The following is a 14,725-nucleotide window of genomic DNA, read 5'->3' as shown; positions in this document are numbered from 1 at the left end:
TCGGGACGCACGGGGCCGCCGGTGGGTCCGAGGATCAGTCGGCCTCGGTGGCCTCGACCTCGTCGAACGGGTTCTCGACCAGCGCGTTGCTGTGGCCGGCGCTGTGCGTGGACAGCTGGACGCGCTGGGCGACGGGGGTGAAGAACTCGTTCACGGTGGTGCTCCTTCGGTGAGGGGACGCGGCCCCGTCCGGGACCGCGCCGAGAACGTATCTCGAGATGAGAATGGATCTCAATAAGCAATCTCAGTCCAGCTCGGCCTCGACCGCGTCGAGCACCAGGCCGAGCGAGATCGTGCCGCGTCCGGTGGCCCACACCGGCGCCTCGACCTCGACCACCCGCCCCTCGCGCGCGGCCGTCATGCCGGCCCAGACCGGGTCGGAGGCCAGCCGCTCGCTCAGCGGCTCGGTGTCGGCCGAGGCCGAGAAGGCCTGGGCGAAGACCAGGTCGGGGTCGGCCTTCGCGATCTGCTCGACCGCGATGCTGGCGAACGGGTCGGCCGCCGCCGGCCAGGGGTAGTCGCTGACCTCGGCGAGCAGCGAGCCGACGGGCGTCTCGACCGAGTCGACCCCCAGGCTCCCGGGCTCGCCGTACATGGACAGGGTCGTGAGCTCGCTGCGCTCCGTCGCCGCCTCCTCCACCCGCTCGGTGAAGGCGTCGGCGCGCTCGTCGGCCCGCTCACGCGTGCCGGTCAGGTCGCCCACGGTCCGCAGGAAGTCGACCGAGTCCTGCCACGACCGCGGATCCACGAGGTAGAGCGGGGCGATCCGCTCCACGGCGGGCCGCAGGCCGTCCTGGGCGCCGGCCAGGCCGATCACCAGGTCGGGGGTGGCCAGGGCGACGTCCTCGACGTTCTCCTCGCCGAACCCGCCCGTGATCTCGCGCATGTCGGCGTCGGGGCCGGCGTACCGCTCGTCGAGGGCGAGGGCGTCGCGGTAGGCGACCGGGGTAATGCCGACCTCGGTCAGCGCGTCGACGCAGATCATCGTGAGGCAGGCGATCCGCTCGACCGGCTCGTCGAGGGCGATCTCGACGCCGGTGTCGTCGGTGACCGAGACGGGCTGCGTCGCGGCCCCGTCGCCCCGGGGCTCCTCGGCGTCGTCGGCCTCCGAGTCGCCGCAGGCGGAGACGGCGGAGGCGGTGAGGGCGAGGGCGAGCAGGGCGGCCGCCGCCCGAGCGGTACGGCGGTGGGAATTGCGCATGGGTTCTCCTGTGGTGGACGATGAGGACGAAATGATAACCATTATCAAGCGCGTCGGAGTCCCCGGTCTCGCCGTCGCGGCGCTGGCGGTCTGCGTGCTGGCCGCGCTCTGCCTGGGCGAGCCGCGGCTGCGCCCGGCCACCGCGTTGGCCGCGCTGACCGACCCGGCGCACCCGCTGCGGGTCCCCGTCTGGGAGGTCCGCCTCCCCCGCGCGCTGCTCGGTCTGGTGGCCGGGGCCGGCCTCGCCGCGGCCGGGCTGCTGCTCCAGGACGTCCTGCGCAACCCGATCGCCGGCCCGGAGCTGCTGGGCGTGTCCTCGGGCGCCGCGGTCGTCGTCGCGACGATCGTCGTGCTGGGCCTCGGCGTGCCGCTCGTCGTCCAGCCGTGGGCGGCGCTCGCGGGGGCCGTGGTCGCCGGGGCCCTGGTCCTGCTCGCCATCGGCCGCACCCGCGACCCCGCCCACGTGGCGCTGGTGGGCGCGGCCGTCTCCGCCGCGTGCGGCGGGCTGGTCGTCGCCGTGGTCGGGCTCGGGACCCAGGGCAACGTGATGGTGCTCTTCCGCTACCTGCTCGGCAGCCTGGCCGCCCGCGGCTGGCCGCACCTGGAGACCGTCACGCCCCTCGTGGCCGCCGGCGTCGGCGCCGCCTGGCTGCTGCGACGTCGGGTCGAGGCGCTGACCCTGGGCGACGACGTGGCGGCCGGACTCGGCGTCCCGGTGACGCGCACCCGGGTCGCCGCCGTCGGGGTGGCCGCGCTGCTGGCCGCGGCGGTCGCGTCGGTCTGCGGTCCGGTCGCGTTCGTGGCCCTGCTCGCCCCACACCTGGCCCGTCGGCTGCTCGGCACGGTCAGCACCCGCCGGGTGCTCCCGCTCGCCGTCCTCCTCGGCGGCCTGCTCCTCGTGCTCGCCGACCTGGCCTCACGGCTGCTGCTGTACCCCGTCGAGCTGCCCGTCGGCATCGCCACCACGCTGGTGGGCGTCCCGGCCCTGGTCCTGCTGTCGCGTCGTACGGCGGTGCCCGCGTGAGGTGGCGGCTGAGGGCCCTTGTCGTACTCGCCCCCGTCGCCGGGGTGGCCCTGGTCCTGGCCCACCTGTTCCTCGGGCGCTCGGACCTCCCGGCGGCCGCGGTGCTGCGGGTGCTGACCGGGCGCGAGACGGAGCCGGCCTACGCGCTGATCGTGCTGGACTACCGCCTCCCCCGGGTGCTCGTCGGCCTCGGCGCCGGGGCCCTGCTCGCGGTGTCCGGGGTGCTCGTCCAGGCCGTGGTCCGCAACCCGCTGGCCGAGCCGGCGACCACCGGCGTGGGCGCGGGCGCGGCGCTGGCGGTGGTCGGCACGCTCGTGCTCTGGCCCGGCCACGCGCTCGCCTACCCGGCGGCGCTCGGCGGCGCCCTGGCCACCGGCGCCGTGCTGTACGTCGTCGGCCGCCGCTCGTTCGCCGTCACCGGGGTCCTGCTCGGCGCCGTCCTGGCCGCGCTCACCTCGCTGCTGCTGGTCGTGGACTCCGCCCCGATCTCGGTCGTCCTGCGCTGGCTGGTCGGCTCGCTCAACGCCCGCACGCCGCAGGACTGGACGCTGCTCTGGCCCTGGTTGGTCGTGGTCCTACCCGCGGCGTGGCTGCTGGCGAGCCGGCTCAACGTCTGGGCGCTCGGGGAGCCGGCCGCGATCGGGCTGGGGCTGCGGACCGGGCCGGTGCTGGCCGTCGTACTCCTGGTCGCGGTGGCCGGGGCCGCCGCCGCCATCGCCGCGGCCGGCGCGGTCGCCTTCGTCGGCCTGGTCGCCCCGCACGTCGGCCGGCTCCTGGTCGGCGCCGACCACCGGGTCCTCATCCCGGTCAGCGCCGTCCTGGGGGCCCTGCTGCTCAGCCTCGCCGACCTCGTCGCGTTCTCCGTGTCGGTGCAGCTGCCCGGGGTCGCGACCGACGTCTCCGGCGTCCCGGTCGGTGCCGTCACGGCGCTGATCGGCGCCCCCGTCCTCGTCAGCCTCGTCCGTCGGGAGAACCGAGCATGAGCACCCCCGAGCCCCCCGTCCTGGCCGCCCGCGGACTGTCGGCCGGTCACGCCCGCCGGGTCGTGGTCGCCGACCTCACCCTGGAGGTCCGGCCGCGGACCGTGACCGCGCTGGTCGGGCCGAACGGCTCCGGGAAGTCGACGCTGCTGATGACCCTGGCCCGGGTGCTGCGTCGGCAGGCCGGCGAGGTGCTGCTCGACGACCGGCTGATCGATCGGCTGCCGTCGACCGAGGTGGCCCGCCGGCTCGGGGTCCTCCCCCAGACCGCCGTGGTCCCGACCGGGGCGACGGTGCGCGAGCTGGTCGAGCAGGGCCGCTACCCCCAGCTCGGCCCCTGGGCGATGCTCCGTCGCCACGACGACGGCGCGATGCGCCGGGCCCTGGAGCTGACCGGCCTGACCCCCCTCGCCGACCGCCGGCTCGACTCCCTCTCCGGGGGCGAGCGGCAGCGGGCCTGGATCGCCATGACCCTGGCCCAGGAGACGGGCGTGCTGCTCCTCGACGAGCCCACGACCTACCTCGACGTCCGGCACCAGATCGAGCTGATGCGCCTGGTCGAGCACTTGCGCGACGACCACGGCCTGACCGTGGTGATGGTCCTGCACGACCTCAACCAGGCCGCCCGGCACGCCGACCGGATCGTCGCGCTGCGCGAGGGTCGGGTGCTCGCCGACGGGACCCCGCGGGAGGTGCTCACCAGCGAGACGCTCCGGTCCGTCTTCGACGTCGACGCGCTGGTCGTCGGCGACCCCGTCACCGGCCGGCCGCTCTTCGTGGCCCGATGAGGCTCGTCCGGGCCGTCCACGACGCCCTCAACGCGACCGCCGTCCCCCGCACGCCCGACCCCGCGCTGCTGCCCCCGCGCGCCGACGAGTCCCGGCGGCTGCCCGCTCCGGGGCGGGTCGACGGCTCGCTCGCGGAGGCACTCGAGGCACGGAGGTCGGCGTACTCCTTCGGGGCGGGGCAGCCGGCGCTCGCCGACCTGGCGACGCTGCTGCACCTCGGCGTCGGGACGGCCCCGCGCGCCGGCGGCCTCCCGTCGGTCGTGCCGTACGTCGTCGCACGCGGACCCGGCGAGCTCACTCCGGGCGTGCACCGGGCCGACCTGCGCCACCCGGTCCCGAACCTCGCGGTCCTGCGCGCCGGCGACCCCACGCCGTACGTCGCGGCCGCCCTCGACCAGCCGCCCTTCGCCACCCGCGCCCCGACGTGGCTGGCGCTGGTCGTCGACGTGGAGCGCACCCTGCGCCGCTACCCGCCCCGGCACTACCGGACCCTGCACCTCGACGCCGGCGCCGCGCTGCAGAACGTGCTGCTCGTCGCCACCGCGCTCGGTCTGCCCGCCTGCCCGGTCATGGGGTACGACGACGGCGCCTGGTCGGAGCTGCTCGTCCTGCCCGAGGGCGAGCTGCTGGCGGTGCTGGTCGCGCTCGGGCGGCGTTGATCAGCGGGCGTCGCGGCGCAGCCGGACGGCCCGGCCCACCACCCCGACGGCGAGGACCACGACCCCGCCGACCAGCGACGCGGTGGGCAGCGTGGCCACCAGGACCACGCAGCCGACCAGCCCGAGGACCGCGACGGCCCGGGGCGAGCGGCGCTGGGCGGCCGGCTGGCGCAGGGCGGAGAGGTTCGCCACGGCGTAGTAGACGAGGACGCCGCACGACGAGAAGCCGATCGCCTGGCGCAGGTCGGCGACCAGCACCAGCGCGACGACCAGCGCGGCGATGGTCAGCTGGGCGTGGTCCGGCACCCGGTGCTGCGGGCTGATCGACGCGAGCCAGCCGGGCAGGTCACGCTCGCGGGCCATGGCCAGGGAGGTCCGACCCACCCCGGCGAGCAGCGCGAGCAGGGCGCCCAGGGACGCGGTGGCGGCGCCGACGCGGATCACCGGTCCGGCCCAGCCGACCCCCGCGGCCTCGGCCGCGTCGGCCAGCGGGGTGATGGTCTGGGCGAGGTCGTCCCCGAGCGCGCGGACCACGACGACCGCGACGGCGCCGTACAGGACGACGGCGACGCCGAGGGCGACCAGGACGGCGCGGGTGAGGGTCGCCGGCTCGCGCACCTCCTCGGCCAGGGTGGCGATCCGGGCGTAGCCGGCGAACGCGAAGAAGAGCAGACCCGCGGCCTGGAGGACGCCGAGCGCCCCGCCGTCCACGGCCCCGAGGTCGCGCTCGCCCGGCGAGGCGGGATCACCGAGCGCGATCGCGACCGTCGTCGCGATGACCGCGACCAGCGTGACGACGAGCAGCACCCGGGCCACGGACGCCGTGCGCGTCACCCCGCGCAGGTTGGCGGCCGTCAGCAGCAGCACCGCCGCGACCGCCGCGCCGCGCATCACCCAGGCCGAGCCCGGGACGGCGTACGCCGCGAAGGTCATCGCCATCGCCGCGCAGGACGCGGTCTTGCCGACCACGAAGGCCCAGCCCGCCAGGAAGCCCCACCACTCGCCGAGCACCTCGCGCCCGTAGACGTAGCTGCCGCCCGACGAGGGGTACGCCGTCGCGAGCTGCGCGGTCGACACGGCGTTGCAGGTGGCGACCACCGCCGCGACGACCAACCCGATCAGCAGGCCCCGGCCGCCGGCCGCCTCGGCCGCGGGCGCGAACACCGAGAAGATCCCGGCGCCAATCATCGCGCTCAGCCCGACGACCACCGCGTCCGTGGTCCCGAGCCGCCGGGCGAGGGTCGGCGGGGTCACACGGGAAGCCTAGAGGGCGAGGTCCTCCGGCGCGTTCACCGGAACCGGTCCCCTGCCGGCAGCGGTCCACCTACGCTCTCGCCGTGCGAAGTCCGTCTCGTGGTGTCCGTGTCGTCCTGGGTGCGCTCCTGACCGAGCTGGCCGTCGCGGCCGGCCACAGCCCGGCGACCTGGAGCTGAGCGCCCGACCCGACCCGGATCAGTCGCCCGTGGGCTCGGCGACCTTGACCAGCATCTTGCCGATGTTGGCGCCGGTGAAGATGCCGTTGAGCGCGTCGACACAGGACTCGAGGCCGTCGTACACGGTCTCGCGGTGGACCAGCAGGCCCTGCTCGTCCCAGCCGCGCAGGGCCGCGAAGGCCTCGCCGAAGCGGGGCCACTCGTGCAGGGCGTTGAAGCCCTGCATGGTGGCGGTGCGCGCGAGCAGGTTGACGTAGTTGGCCGGGCCGGGGTGCTCGCCGGTCAGGTAGCTGGAGATGACGCCGCACAGCACCACCCGGGCGTTCGCGGCCAGCCGGCCCAGGACGGCGTTCAGCACGTCGCCGCCGACGTTGTCGAAGTAGACGTCGACGCCGCGCGGGCAGTGCTCCTTGAGCGCGGCGTCCAGGTCACCGCCCCGGTAGTCGAGGCACGCGTCGAAGCCGAACTCCTCGACCACCGTCCGGCACTTCTCCGGGCCGCCGGCGATCCCGACCACCCGCGCGCCGGCGATCTTGGCGATCTGGCCCGCCACCGAGCCGGTCGCCCCGGCGGCCGCCGACACCACGACGGTCTCGCCCGCGCGGGGCCGGCCCACGTCGTGCATCCCGAAGTACGCCGTCGCGCCCGTCGGGCCGTAGACCGACATGACCGCCCGGTGGTCGACGACGTCCATCCCCGTCACGGGCGTGCAGAACAGGTCGTCGCGGACGATCGTGTAGTCCTGGAAGCCGGAGAGCATCGTGACCACGTCGCCGACGGCGTACGCGTCGCACCGGCTCTCGACCACCTCCCCGATCCCGGCCGCGCGGACCACCTCGCCGAGCTGCACCGGCGGCAGGTAGCCCGGCTGGTCGTCCAGCCAGGTCCGGGCCGCGGCGTCCACGCCGACGTAGGTGATCCGGACCAGCGCCTCACCGTCGGCGGGCTCCGGCGCGGGCGAGCTGACCAGCTCGGTGTCCTCCGGAACGACCAGCCCCTGCGGTCGGCGACGCAGGACGATCTGACGGTTGGTGAGGGCCATGGCGCCGAGACTCCCCCACCGGGCGGGGTCAGTGCGGCGCGAGTCCCAGCCGTCGGGCCAGGTACGGCGCCGTCGCGCCGACGCCGGCCGCGGCGACGTCGTACGGCGTGCCGGTGGCGACCACCTTCCCGCCGGCGTCACCGCCGCCGGGACCGAGGTCGACCAGCCAGTCCGCGGTGGCGATGGTCGGCAGGTCGTGCTCGACCAGGACCACGGTGCTGCCGGCGTCGACCAAGCCGTGCAGCTGGCGCAGCAGCAGGTCGATGTCGGCCGGGTGCAGGCCGGCCGTGGGCTCGTCGAGCAGGTAGAGGGCGTGGCCGCGCCGGGCCCGCTGGAGCTCGGTGGCCAGCTTGATCCGCTGGGCCTCTCCCCCGCTGAGCTCGGTGGCCGGCTGGCCCAGGCGGAGGTAGCCGAGGCCGACGTCGCGCAGCGCCTCGAGGCTGCGGCTGATCCCGGCGGCGGCCCCGTCGAGGAAGGCCGCGGCCTCGTCGACCGACAGGGCCAGCACGTCCGCGACCGAGAGGTCGCGATAGGTCACCTCGAGGGTCTCGGCGTTGTAGCGGGCGCCGTGGCAGGTCGGGCACGGACCGTAGGTGCCGGGCAGGAACAACAACTCCACGGAGACGAAGCCCTCGCCGTCGCAGGTCTCGCAGCGACCGCCGGCGACGTTGAACGAGAACCGACCGGCGCCGTACCCGCGCTGGCGAGCCTCGGGCGTGGCCGCGAAGACCTTGCGCACCGCATCGAACAGGCCGGTGTAGGTCGCCAGGTTGGAGCGGGGGGTGCGGCCGATGGGGCGCTGGTCGACGACCACGACCCGGTCGAACGCCTCCGCTCCGGCGACCCGGCCGGTCTCCACCGCCTCGGAGACCTCGTCCTCGTCGGCCGGCGGCTCCGGCGCCTGTCCGAGCTCGGCGCGCACCACCTCGGCGAGCACCTGCGAGACCAGCGTGGACTTCCCCGAGCCGGAGACGCCGGTGACCGCGGTCAGGACGCCCAGCGGCAGGTCGACCGAGAGGTCGCGCAGGTTGTGGCGGGTGACCCCGCCCAGGTGCAGCCAGGCGCTCGGTGTGCGCAGCTCGTGCTCGAAGCGCGCCGCACGGCCGAACAGGTGGTCGCTGGTCGGCGACTCGCGCACGCCCTCCAGGCCGGCGACCGGCCCGGACCAGAGCACCTGACCGCCTCCTCCCCCGGCCGCCGGGCCGATGTCGACGACCCAGTCGGCCCGGCGTACGACGTCCAGGTCGTGCTCGACGACGAAGAGCGAGTTGCCGGCCGCCTTGAGCTGGTCGAGCACGCCCAGCAGCGGCTCGGCGTCGGCGGGATGGAGGCCCGCCGACGGCTCGTCCAGGACATAGACCACGCCGAAGAGTCCCGAGCGGAGCTGGGTGGCGATCCGCAGCCGCTGCGCCTCGCCCGGCGAGAGGGTGGTCGACGTACGGCCGAGGGAGAGGTAGCCGAGACCGAGGTCGAGGAGCAGGTCGATCCGGGCGACCAGGTCGGCGCTGATCCGGACGGCGACGTCGTCCTCGTCCCCGGTGGCCGAGGAGCGCAGCAGCTCGACCAGCTCGGTGAACGGCAGGGCGCCGAGGGCGGCGATCGACACGCCCGCGAAGGTGACCGCCAGGGCCTCGACGCGCAGGCCGGTCCCGTCGCAGACCGGGCAGGGCGTGCTGCGGACGAAGGCCAGCATCTTCGCGCGCATGGCGGCGCTGGCCGAGCTGGCCAGCACGTGGTGCACGTGGCTGCGGGCACTGCGGAACGTGCCGTGGTAGTCCCGCCCACCCCCGCCGTCCTTGTCCTGCGGCCGGATCAGCACCGACGGCTGCTCGTCGGTGAACAGCAGCCACTGTCGGTCCTTCGCGGCGAGCTCGCGCCACGGCCGGTCGACGTCGATGCCGAGGTTCTTCACGATCCGGCGCAGGTTGTGACCCTGCCAGGCGCCCGGCCAGGCCGCGATGGCGCCGTCGCGGATGCTCAGCGCAGGGTCCGGGACCAGCAGGTCCTCGGCCACGTCGTGGATGACGCCGAGGCCGTGGCACTCCGGACAGGCCCCGGCGGTCGTATTGGGCGAGAACGCCTCGGCCGCGAGGTGCTCGGCGCCGTGCGGGTAGCTGCCGGCCCGCGAGTAGAGGATGCGCACCAGGTTGGACAGCGTCGTGATGGTGCCGACCGTCGACCGCGAGCTCGGGGCGCCGCGCCGTTGCTGCAGGGCCACGGCCGGCGGGAGCCCGGTGATCTCGTCGACGTGCGGTGCCCCGACCTGCTGGAGCAGCCGTCGGGCGTACGGCGCCACCGACTCGAAGTACCGGCGCTGCGCCTCGGCGTAGATCGTGCCGAAGGCCAACGAGGACTTGCCGGAGCCGGACACCCCGGTGAACGCGACGATCGCGTTGCGAGGGACGTCGACGTCGACGTCCCTCAGGTTGTGCTCACGGGCTCCACGGACACGGACGTAGCCATCGAGGGGGTCACTCATCGTGACTGGTGGGTACCCGGCCGCCGCCTGCCCCGAACCGGCGCAATTGCGCCGGTTGTGGGCGCTGGATCGCCGTACCCGCCCGTAGCCGGCGCAATTGCGCTGGTCGTGGGGCGGCGGCCGGTCAGCCGGTGTTGCGCAGTCCGGCCGCGATGCCGTTGATCGTGAGCAGCAGCGCCCGCTGGAGCTCGGGACTGGCGTCGGCGATGTCGTCACCGGTCTCGCGGGCCCGGGCCAGCAGGGCGACCTGCAGGGCGTGCAGCGGGGCGAGGTAGGTGTCGCGGAGGTCGAGCGTACGGCGGAGCACGGGCGCGTGCTCGAGCAGCTCGGACTGCCCGGTGACCTCCAGGACCTCGGCCACCGTGCGCTCGTGCTCCGCGCGGATGGCCGCGAACACCTCGGCCCCGGACTCGGGGGCCAACGCGCGGACGTAGCGACCGGCGATGTCGAGGTCGGTCTTGGCCAGCGTCATCTGCACGTTGGACAGGAAGGTCCGGAAGAACGCCCACGAGCCGTACATCTCGCGCAGCGACTCGCCGCGACCGGCCTCGCGCGCGGCGGCCAGGCCGGAGCCGACGCCGTACCAGCCGGGCAGGATGATCCGGGACTGGGTCCAGCCGAAGACCCACGGAATCGCGCGCAGGTCGTCGAGACCGCCGGCGCCGCCGGGGCGCTTGGCCGGGCGGGAGCCGATGTTCATCGAGCCGAGCGCGTTGACGGGAGTCGCCTCCACGAAGAACGGCAGCAGCGCCGGGTCGCGGACCAGGGCCCGGTAGGCCTCCTGGCCGGCACCGGCCACCTGGTCCATGGCGGCGTCCCAGTCGGCGAGGACGTCGGGCGCCAGCTGCTGGTCGCGGTGCAGCAGGGTCGCCTCGATGACCGCCGCGAGGGCGCCCTCCAGGTTCCAGCGGCCGAGCCCGGGCAGGGAGTACTTGTCGGAGATGACCTCGCCCTGCTCGGTGATCTTGATCGGGCCCACCAGGCTGCCGTGGGGCTGCGCCATGATCGCCTCGGCGGTCGGGCCGCCGCCGCGGCCGACGGAACCGCCGCGGCCGTGGAAGAGCCGCAGCGTCACGCCGTGCGCGGCGGCGATGTCGCGCAGGGCCCGCTGGGCGCGGTGGATCTGCCACTGCGAGGCGGCGATGCCGGCGTCCTTCGAGGAGTCGGAGTAGCCGAGCATGATCTCCTGCACGTCACCGCGCGCGGTCACCACCCGGCGGTACGACGGGTCGCCCAGCAGCGCCTCGAGCAGCGGCCCGGCGAGCTCGAGCTCCGCGACGGTCTCGAAGAGCGGGGCGAAGCCGATCCGCGCGGTCGCCGGCTGCTCGGGCGAGCCGAGGTCGACCAGGCCTGCCTCGCGGGCCAGCACGACCGCCGCGAACAGGTCGTCGACGTCGTGGGTCATCGACACGATGTAGGTCTCGACGGTGTCCGCGCCGTACAGGTCGAGCGCCTCGCGGATAGTCCCCATCAGGTCGAGCGACGCGGTCGCCGCCTCGCCGAGGCCACTGACCGCGGCACCCGCCAGCGGGCGGCGCGAGCCCATCTCGGCCGAGAGCAGGGCGATCCGCTCGGGGCGCTCCAGCTCGTCGTACGGCGCGTCGAGCTCGCCGAGCCGGTCGAACAGCTCGGCCAGCGCCGCGTGGTGCTTGCCGCTGTGCTCGCGCACGTCCATGGTCGCCAGCTGGGTGCCGAACGCGACGGCGGTGCGCAGCAGCCGCAGCACCGTGCCGTTGCCGGTCAGGTCGTCGCCGTGGGCGAGCATCGAGTCGCGGACCAGCTGCAGGTCGGCGACCAGCTCGTCGAACGACGCGTAGTCGCGGCCCGGCTCGTGCGGCGTGCCGTTCACGACCCGGTCCCGGGTGCGCTGCAGACGGACCCGCACGAAGCTCAGCTTGAGCCGGTAGGGCTCGTCGGCGTTCAGCCGACGGATGGTGCTCCAGGTGACCGGCAGCGCCGCGGCGTCGACCTCGAGCGAGTCGCGCAGCGCCTCGCTGCACGGCACCACCCGGGTCGAGGACGTCATCTCGGTCAGCGCCTCCTCGACCAGGCCGACCAGCTCCGCCGTACCCGAGAGGAACTGCAGGCGCAGGATCTCCAGGGTGACCGCGGGCGTGACATTGGGATTGCCGTCGCGGTCGCCGCCGGCCCAGGTGCCGAACCGCAGCGGACGGGCCGTGGCCGGGAGCTCGAGGCCCAGGCGGGCGACCTGCCGGTCCAGCTCCTCGAGCAGGTCGGGGACGACGTCCTCCGCGATCGAGCGGAGGTAGTAGACCGCGGTCCGGGCCTCGTCGACCGGTTCGGGCCGGACCGCTCGCAGCTCGTCGGTCTGCCAGACCAGGTCGACCAGCTCCGCCAGCCGGCGCTCGTCGCGCGGCCGCTGGGACGCCGGCCGCGACCGGTCCTCCAGCAGCGCCACGGTCTCGGCGACCTTGCGCAGCAGCCGCAGCACCGTGCGGCGCGACGCCTCGGTCGGGTGCGCGGTGAACACCGGCCGGTACTCGACCTTGCCGAGCACCTCGGCCACCAGCGCCGTGTCGAGCTCGCCGGCCTCCACCGCTGCCGCGACCCGGTCCACCGTCTGGGCCAGCGGACCGGCGGCCTGGCCGGTCACCTCGCGCCACCGGTGCAGCTGCTCGGTCACGTTCACCAGTTGGAAGTACGCCGTGAACGCCCGCGCGAGCTGCACCGCCGTCGCGTCGTCAACCGACCCCAGGACCGCGACCAGCTCCGCGTCGTCCTGCCGGGCGAGCACCCGCACCCGCTCGACGAGGGCCAGCAGCTCCGGCCCCTCGTGCCGGCTCAGGGCCTCCCCGAGCAGCGTCGTCAGCTGCCGCACCGACGCGCGCAGCGCCGTGTGCTGCTCGTCGGAGGACACCCCCGACCCGAACTGGGCGACATCCGACTCACGCCGGTCCGCGTCGGTCATGTCCTGGGTACTCGCATCAGCCACGGGGGTCAGTCTCCCGGGTCCCCGCACCGGCTGGACGACAGGGCTGTGTCCATGAGATGTCAGTGCGCCTCCTCGACCGACCGGGAGTCGGTCAGCGTCAGCGCACCGGCGCCGGCGACCAGCCCGACGACCACCGCGAGGATCGCGTAGGTGATCCGCTCGCCGTGGAAGAACGACGCGACCAGGTCGCTGCTCCACACGCCCGCGGGGAGCCGGGTCGTCACCAGCGCGGCGATCAGGGTGCCGACGACCGCCGTACCGACGCTGGTGCCGACCTCCTGGGCCGTGTCGTTGAGGGCGGTGCCGATCGAGGTGCGGTTGGCCGGCATCGCGTCGACCAGGGCGACCGCGCAGATGGTCATCACCGTGCGCAGGCCGATCGTCATGGCGACCATGCAGACCGCGATGGCGGCGTACCCGTGGTCGACGCCCCACGACAGGCCCCCGAGCGAGCCGGCGAGGAAGCCGGCACCGACGAGGCAGGCGATCCGGTGGCCGAACCGCTTCGCGAGCCACTCGGACAGCGGCGTCGCGGCGATCATCGTGACGATGATCGGCAGGTTGGCCAGGCCGGCCCGGACCGGGCTCCAGCCGTAGGCGTACTGGAAGTGCAGGATCAGGCCGAACATCACGCTGGCCATCGCGATCGACGTACCGACCTGCGCGATGGCCGCGCCACGGACGGTGCCGCTGGAGAAGAGGCCGAGGTCGAGCATCGGCTCCGGCGTACGGCGCTCGTGGCGGACGAAGGCGAACCCGGCGGCCACGGCGCCGACGATCGAGGCGATGGTGATCGCGGAGAGCCAGCCGTGCTCGACCCCGCTGGTCAGCGACCAGCAGGCCAGGCCGATGGTGGCGATGCTGAGGACGGCGCCGGGCAGGTCGAGCCGGTCCTTCGTGAGGTCCTCGGGCCGATCGGGCGCGACGCCGCGCCGTACGCCGACGGCGGCGATCAGCGCGATCGGGGCGTTGACCACCAGCAGCCACTCCCAGCGCACGTGGGCCAGCGCGGTGCCGCCGAGCAGCGGGCCGAGGACGAATCCGGACATCCCGACGATGATCATCAGTGTCATGGCGCGCATCCGCAGCGCCTTGTCGTCGAACAGGCGGAAGACCAGCGAGTTGGTGATCGGCGCCATCGCCGCCGCGGCCAGGCCGAGCGCGGCGCGCAGGGCGATCAGCTCGCCGGCGGTCTCCACCAGGACGACCAGCAGGCTCAGCGACCCGAAGACCGCCAGTCCGACCAGCAGCACCCGGCGCCGCCCCAGCCGGTCGGCCATCGCGCCGGCCGTCAGCAGCAGCCCGCCGAAGGTGAGCGAGTAGGCGCCGGTGACCCACTGCAGCGCCGTCGTACCGCTCCCCAGGTCGCGGCCGATCGTCGGCAGCGCGATCGACAGCAGGGTGTTGTCGACCATCTCGACGAAGAACGCCAGGCAGAGGGCGGCCAAGGGGATCCAGGCCGCGCGGAGGGAGGTGTAGGTGCTCGACGGCGCGGACGTCGTCGCAGGGGTGGTGGTCATGGCGGTGACGCTAGGGAGCCGCCCTTCACGGCGGTTTCGAGCCGCTTTCACGTCGCCTTCACGGTCCGCGAACCCGACGATCTGAACCTGTTCAGTTAGACCGATCCGTGGGACCTTGGATCATGACGTGGACGCAGGACGTACCGCTCGTGCCCCGCTACGCACTGCTCGGCGCGGTCGGCCTCGGGGTGACGGGCGCCGTCGCCGGACTCGTCCTCGGGCTGGTCGCCCACCCCGCGACCGCCTGGTTCGCCGTACTGGAGGTCGGCGTTCCCGCCGCCCAACTCGGCCTCCTGGTGGGCATGGGCGCAGGCGCTGTCCGGGTCCGAGCTGGACGGATCGCCCGACGCATCGCCGGACCGACGACGTGAGTCCGTGGACGTGCACCGAGTCGACGAACTGTCTGCGGCCGTCCTCGAGCACCGGCAGAACCGCCGTCACCATGGCCCACCGGAGGGCGCGCGCCCGTGGCCCTGCCGAGGGTTCTCGGTCAGGGCTGTGGGGTGGTGGTGCCGGTGTGGTCGCGCGTGAAGGTCAGTCCGTTGGGGCTGCGCCAGATGAACGTGGTGTCGTCGATCTTGTCGTAGCGCCAGCGGGTGTGGGTCTTGGCGCGGTGATGTCGTCGGCAGAGTGGGGCGATGTTGCA

Annotated in this window: 12 protein-coding genes; 5 read left to right on the top strand and 7 right to left on the bottom strand. The window is 74.4% G+C overall.

Annotation, left to right across the window (positions count from 1 at the left end; genetic code table 11):
• Positions 1–34 precede the first annotated feature (34 nt).
• The gene (gene amiA, locus V7S47_RS16285) at positions 35–154 is read right to left on the bottom strand and encodes a streptamidine family RiPP (RefSeq protein ID WP_244509448.1); all 120 of its coding nucleotides are present in this window, start codon (positions 152–154) and stop codon (positions 35–37) included.
• Between the two features lie 90 nt (positions 155–244).
• Positions 245–1,201, bottom strand: a complete 957-nt coding sequence (locus tag V7S47_RS16280; protein ID WP_336562558.1) for an ABC transporter substrate-binding protein — start codon at positions 1,199–1,201, stop codon at positions 245–247.
• Between the two features lie 31 nt (positions 1,202–1,232).
• On the opposite strand from V7S47_RS16280, the gene V7S47_RS16275 reads away from it, so the two are divergent.
• The 4 genes from V7S47_RS16275 to V7S47_RS16260 are packed head-to-tail and all read left to right on the top strand — an operon-like array spanning position 1,233 to position 4,652.
• Positions 1,233–2,225 (top strand): FecCD family ABC transporter permease, encoded by a 993-nt coding sequence (locus V7S47_RS16275; protein WP_336562557.1) that lies wholly within the window; start codon positions 1,233–1,235, stop codon positions 2,223–2,225.
• Entirely contained in the window at positions 2,222–3,208 is a 987-nt protein-coding gene (locus V7S47_RS16270; protein ID WP_336562556.1) for a FecCD family ABC transporter permease, read from the top strand. Before V7S47_RS16275 ends, V7S47_RS16270 begins: the two co-directional genes overlap by 4 nt.
• Positions 3,205–3,993, top strand: coding sequence for an ABC transporter ATP-binding protein (locus tag V7S47_RS16265; RefSeq protein WP_336562555.1), 789 nt, complete (start codon positions 3,205–3,207; stop codon positions 3,991–3,993). The genes V7S47_RS16270 and V7S47_RS16265 overlap by 4 nt, the downstream gene beginning before the upstream one ends.
• Positions 3,990–4,652 (top strand): nitroreductase family protein, encoded by a 663-nt coding sequence (locus V7S47_RS16260; protein ID WP_336562554.1) that lies wholly within the window; start codon positions 3,990–3,992, stop codon positions 4,650–4,652. Before V7S47_RS16265 ends, V7S47_RS16260 begins: the two co-directional genes overlap by 4 nt.
• On the opposite strand, the gene V7S47_RS16255 is transcribed toward V7S47_RS16260, so the two are convergent.
• From V7S47_RS16255 to V7S47_RS16235, 5 genes are all read right to left on the bottom strand, one after another.
• Positions 4,653–5,906 carry an APC family permease gene (locus tag V7S47_RS16255; RefSeq protein WP_336562553.1) on the bottom strand — a complete coding sequence of 418 codons (1,254 nt, stop codon included), beginning with the start codon at positions 5,904–5,906 and terminating at the stop codon, positions 4,653–4,655. It abuts the gene before it with no gap.
• Positions 5,907–6,104: 198 nt separating this feature from the next.
• Positions 6,105–7,127, bottom strand: a complete 1,023-nt coding sequence (locus V7S47_RS16250; protein ID WP_336562552.1) for an NADP-dependent oxidoreductase — start codon at positions 7,125–7,127, stop codon at positions 6,105–6,107.
• Positions 7,128–7,155: 28 nt separating this feature from the next.
• Positions 7,156–9,606 carry an excinuclease ABC subunit UvrA gene (locus tag V7S47_RS16245; RefSeq protein ID WP_336562551.1) on the bottom strand — a complete coding sequence of 817 codons (2,451 nt, stop codon included), beginning with the start codon at positions 9,604–9,606 and terminating at the stop codon, positions 7,156–7,158.
• A gap of 124 nt (positions 9,607–9,730) precedes the next feature.
• Positions 9,731–12,559 (bottom strand): phosphoenolpyruvate carboxylase, encoded by a 2,829-nt coding sequence (gene ppc / locus V7S47_RS16240; protein WP_336562550.1) that lies wholly within the window; start codon positions 12,557–12,559, stop codon positions 9,731–9,733.
• Positions 12,560–12,618: 59 nt separating this feature from the next.
• Positions 12,619–14,079 (bottom strand): MFS transporter, encoded by a 1,461-nt coding sequence (locus V7S47_RS16235; RefSeq protein ID WP_336562549.1) that lies wholly within the window; start codon positions 14,077–14,079, stop codon positions 12,619–12,621.
• Between the two features lie 122 nt (positions 14,080–14,201).
• Between V7S47_RS16235 and V7S47_RS16230 the strand changes: the two genes are divergently transcribed.
• Entirely contained in the window at positions 14,202–14,450 is a 249-nt protein-coding gene (locus V7S47_RS16230) for a hypothetical protein (RefSeq protein ID WP_336562548.1), read from the top strand.
• Positions 14,451–14,725: the final 275 nt, after the last annotated feature.

Source organism: Nocardioides sp. CCNWLW216 (genome assembly GCF_037120545.1).
In the GTDB taxonomy this organism is placed as follows: Bacteria; Actinomycetota; Actinomycetes; order Propionibacteriales; family Nocardioidaceae; genus Nocardioides; species Nocardioides lianchengensis.
The sequence above is the reverse complement of the archived record's forward strand: the minus strand, read 5'-3'. Positions and strand labels throughout refer to the sequence as shown.

Bases quoted from the DNA above. Each gene is read 5' to 3' on its own strand.
- V7S47_RS16275 (WP_336562557.1), top strand. From the start codon at position 1,233: ATGATAACCATTATCAAGCGCGTCGGAGTCCCCGGTCTCGCCGTCGCG.
- V7S47_RS16245 (WP_336562551.1), bottom strand. From the start codon at position 9,606: ATGAGTGACCCCCTCGATGGCTACGTCCGTGTCCGTGGAGCCCGTGAG.
- V7S47_RS16280 (WP_336562558.1), bottom strand. From the start codon at position 1,201: ATGCGCAATTCCCACCGCCGTACCGCTCGGGCGGCGGCCGCCCTGCTC.
- V7S47_RS16265 (WP_336562555.1), top strand. From the start codon at position 3,205: ATGAGCACCCCCGAGCCCCCCGTCCTGGCCGCCCGCGGACTGTCGGCC.
- V7S47_RS16235 (WP_336562549.1), bottom strand. From the start codon at position 14,079: ATGACCACCACCCCTGCGACGACGTCCGCGCCGTCGAGCACCTACACC.
- V7S47_RS16230 (WP_336562548.1), top strand. From the start codon at position 14,202: ATGACGTGGACGCAGGACGTACCGCTCGTGCCCCGCTACGCACTGCTC.
- V7S47_RS16250 (WP_336562552.1), bottom strand. From the start codon at position 7,127: ATGGCCCTCACCAACCGTCAGATCGTCCTGCGTCGCCGACCGCAGGGG.
- V7S47_RS16260 (WP_336562554.1), top strand. From the start codon at position 3,990: ATGAGGCTCGTCCGGGCCGTCCACGACGCCCTCAACGCGACCGCCGTC.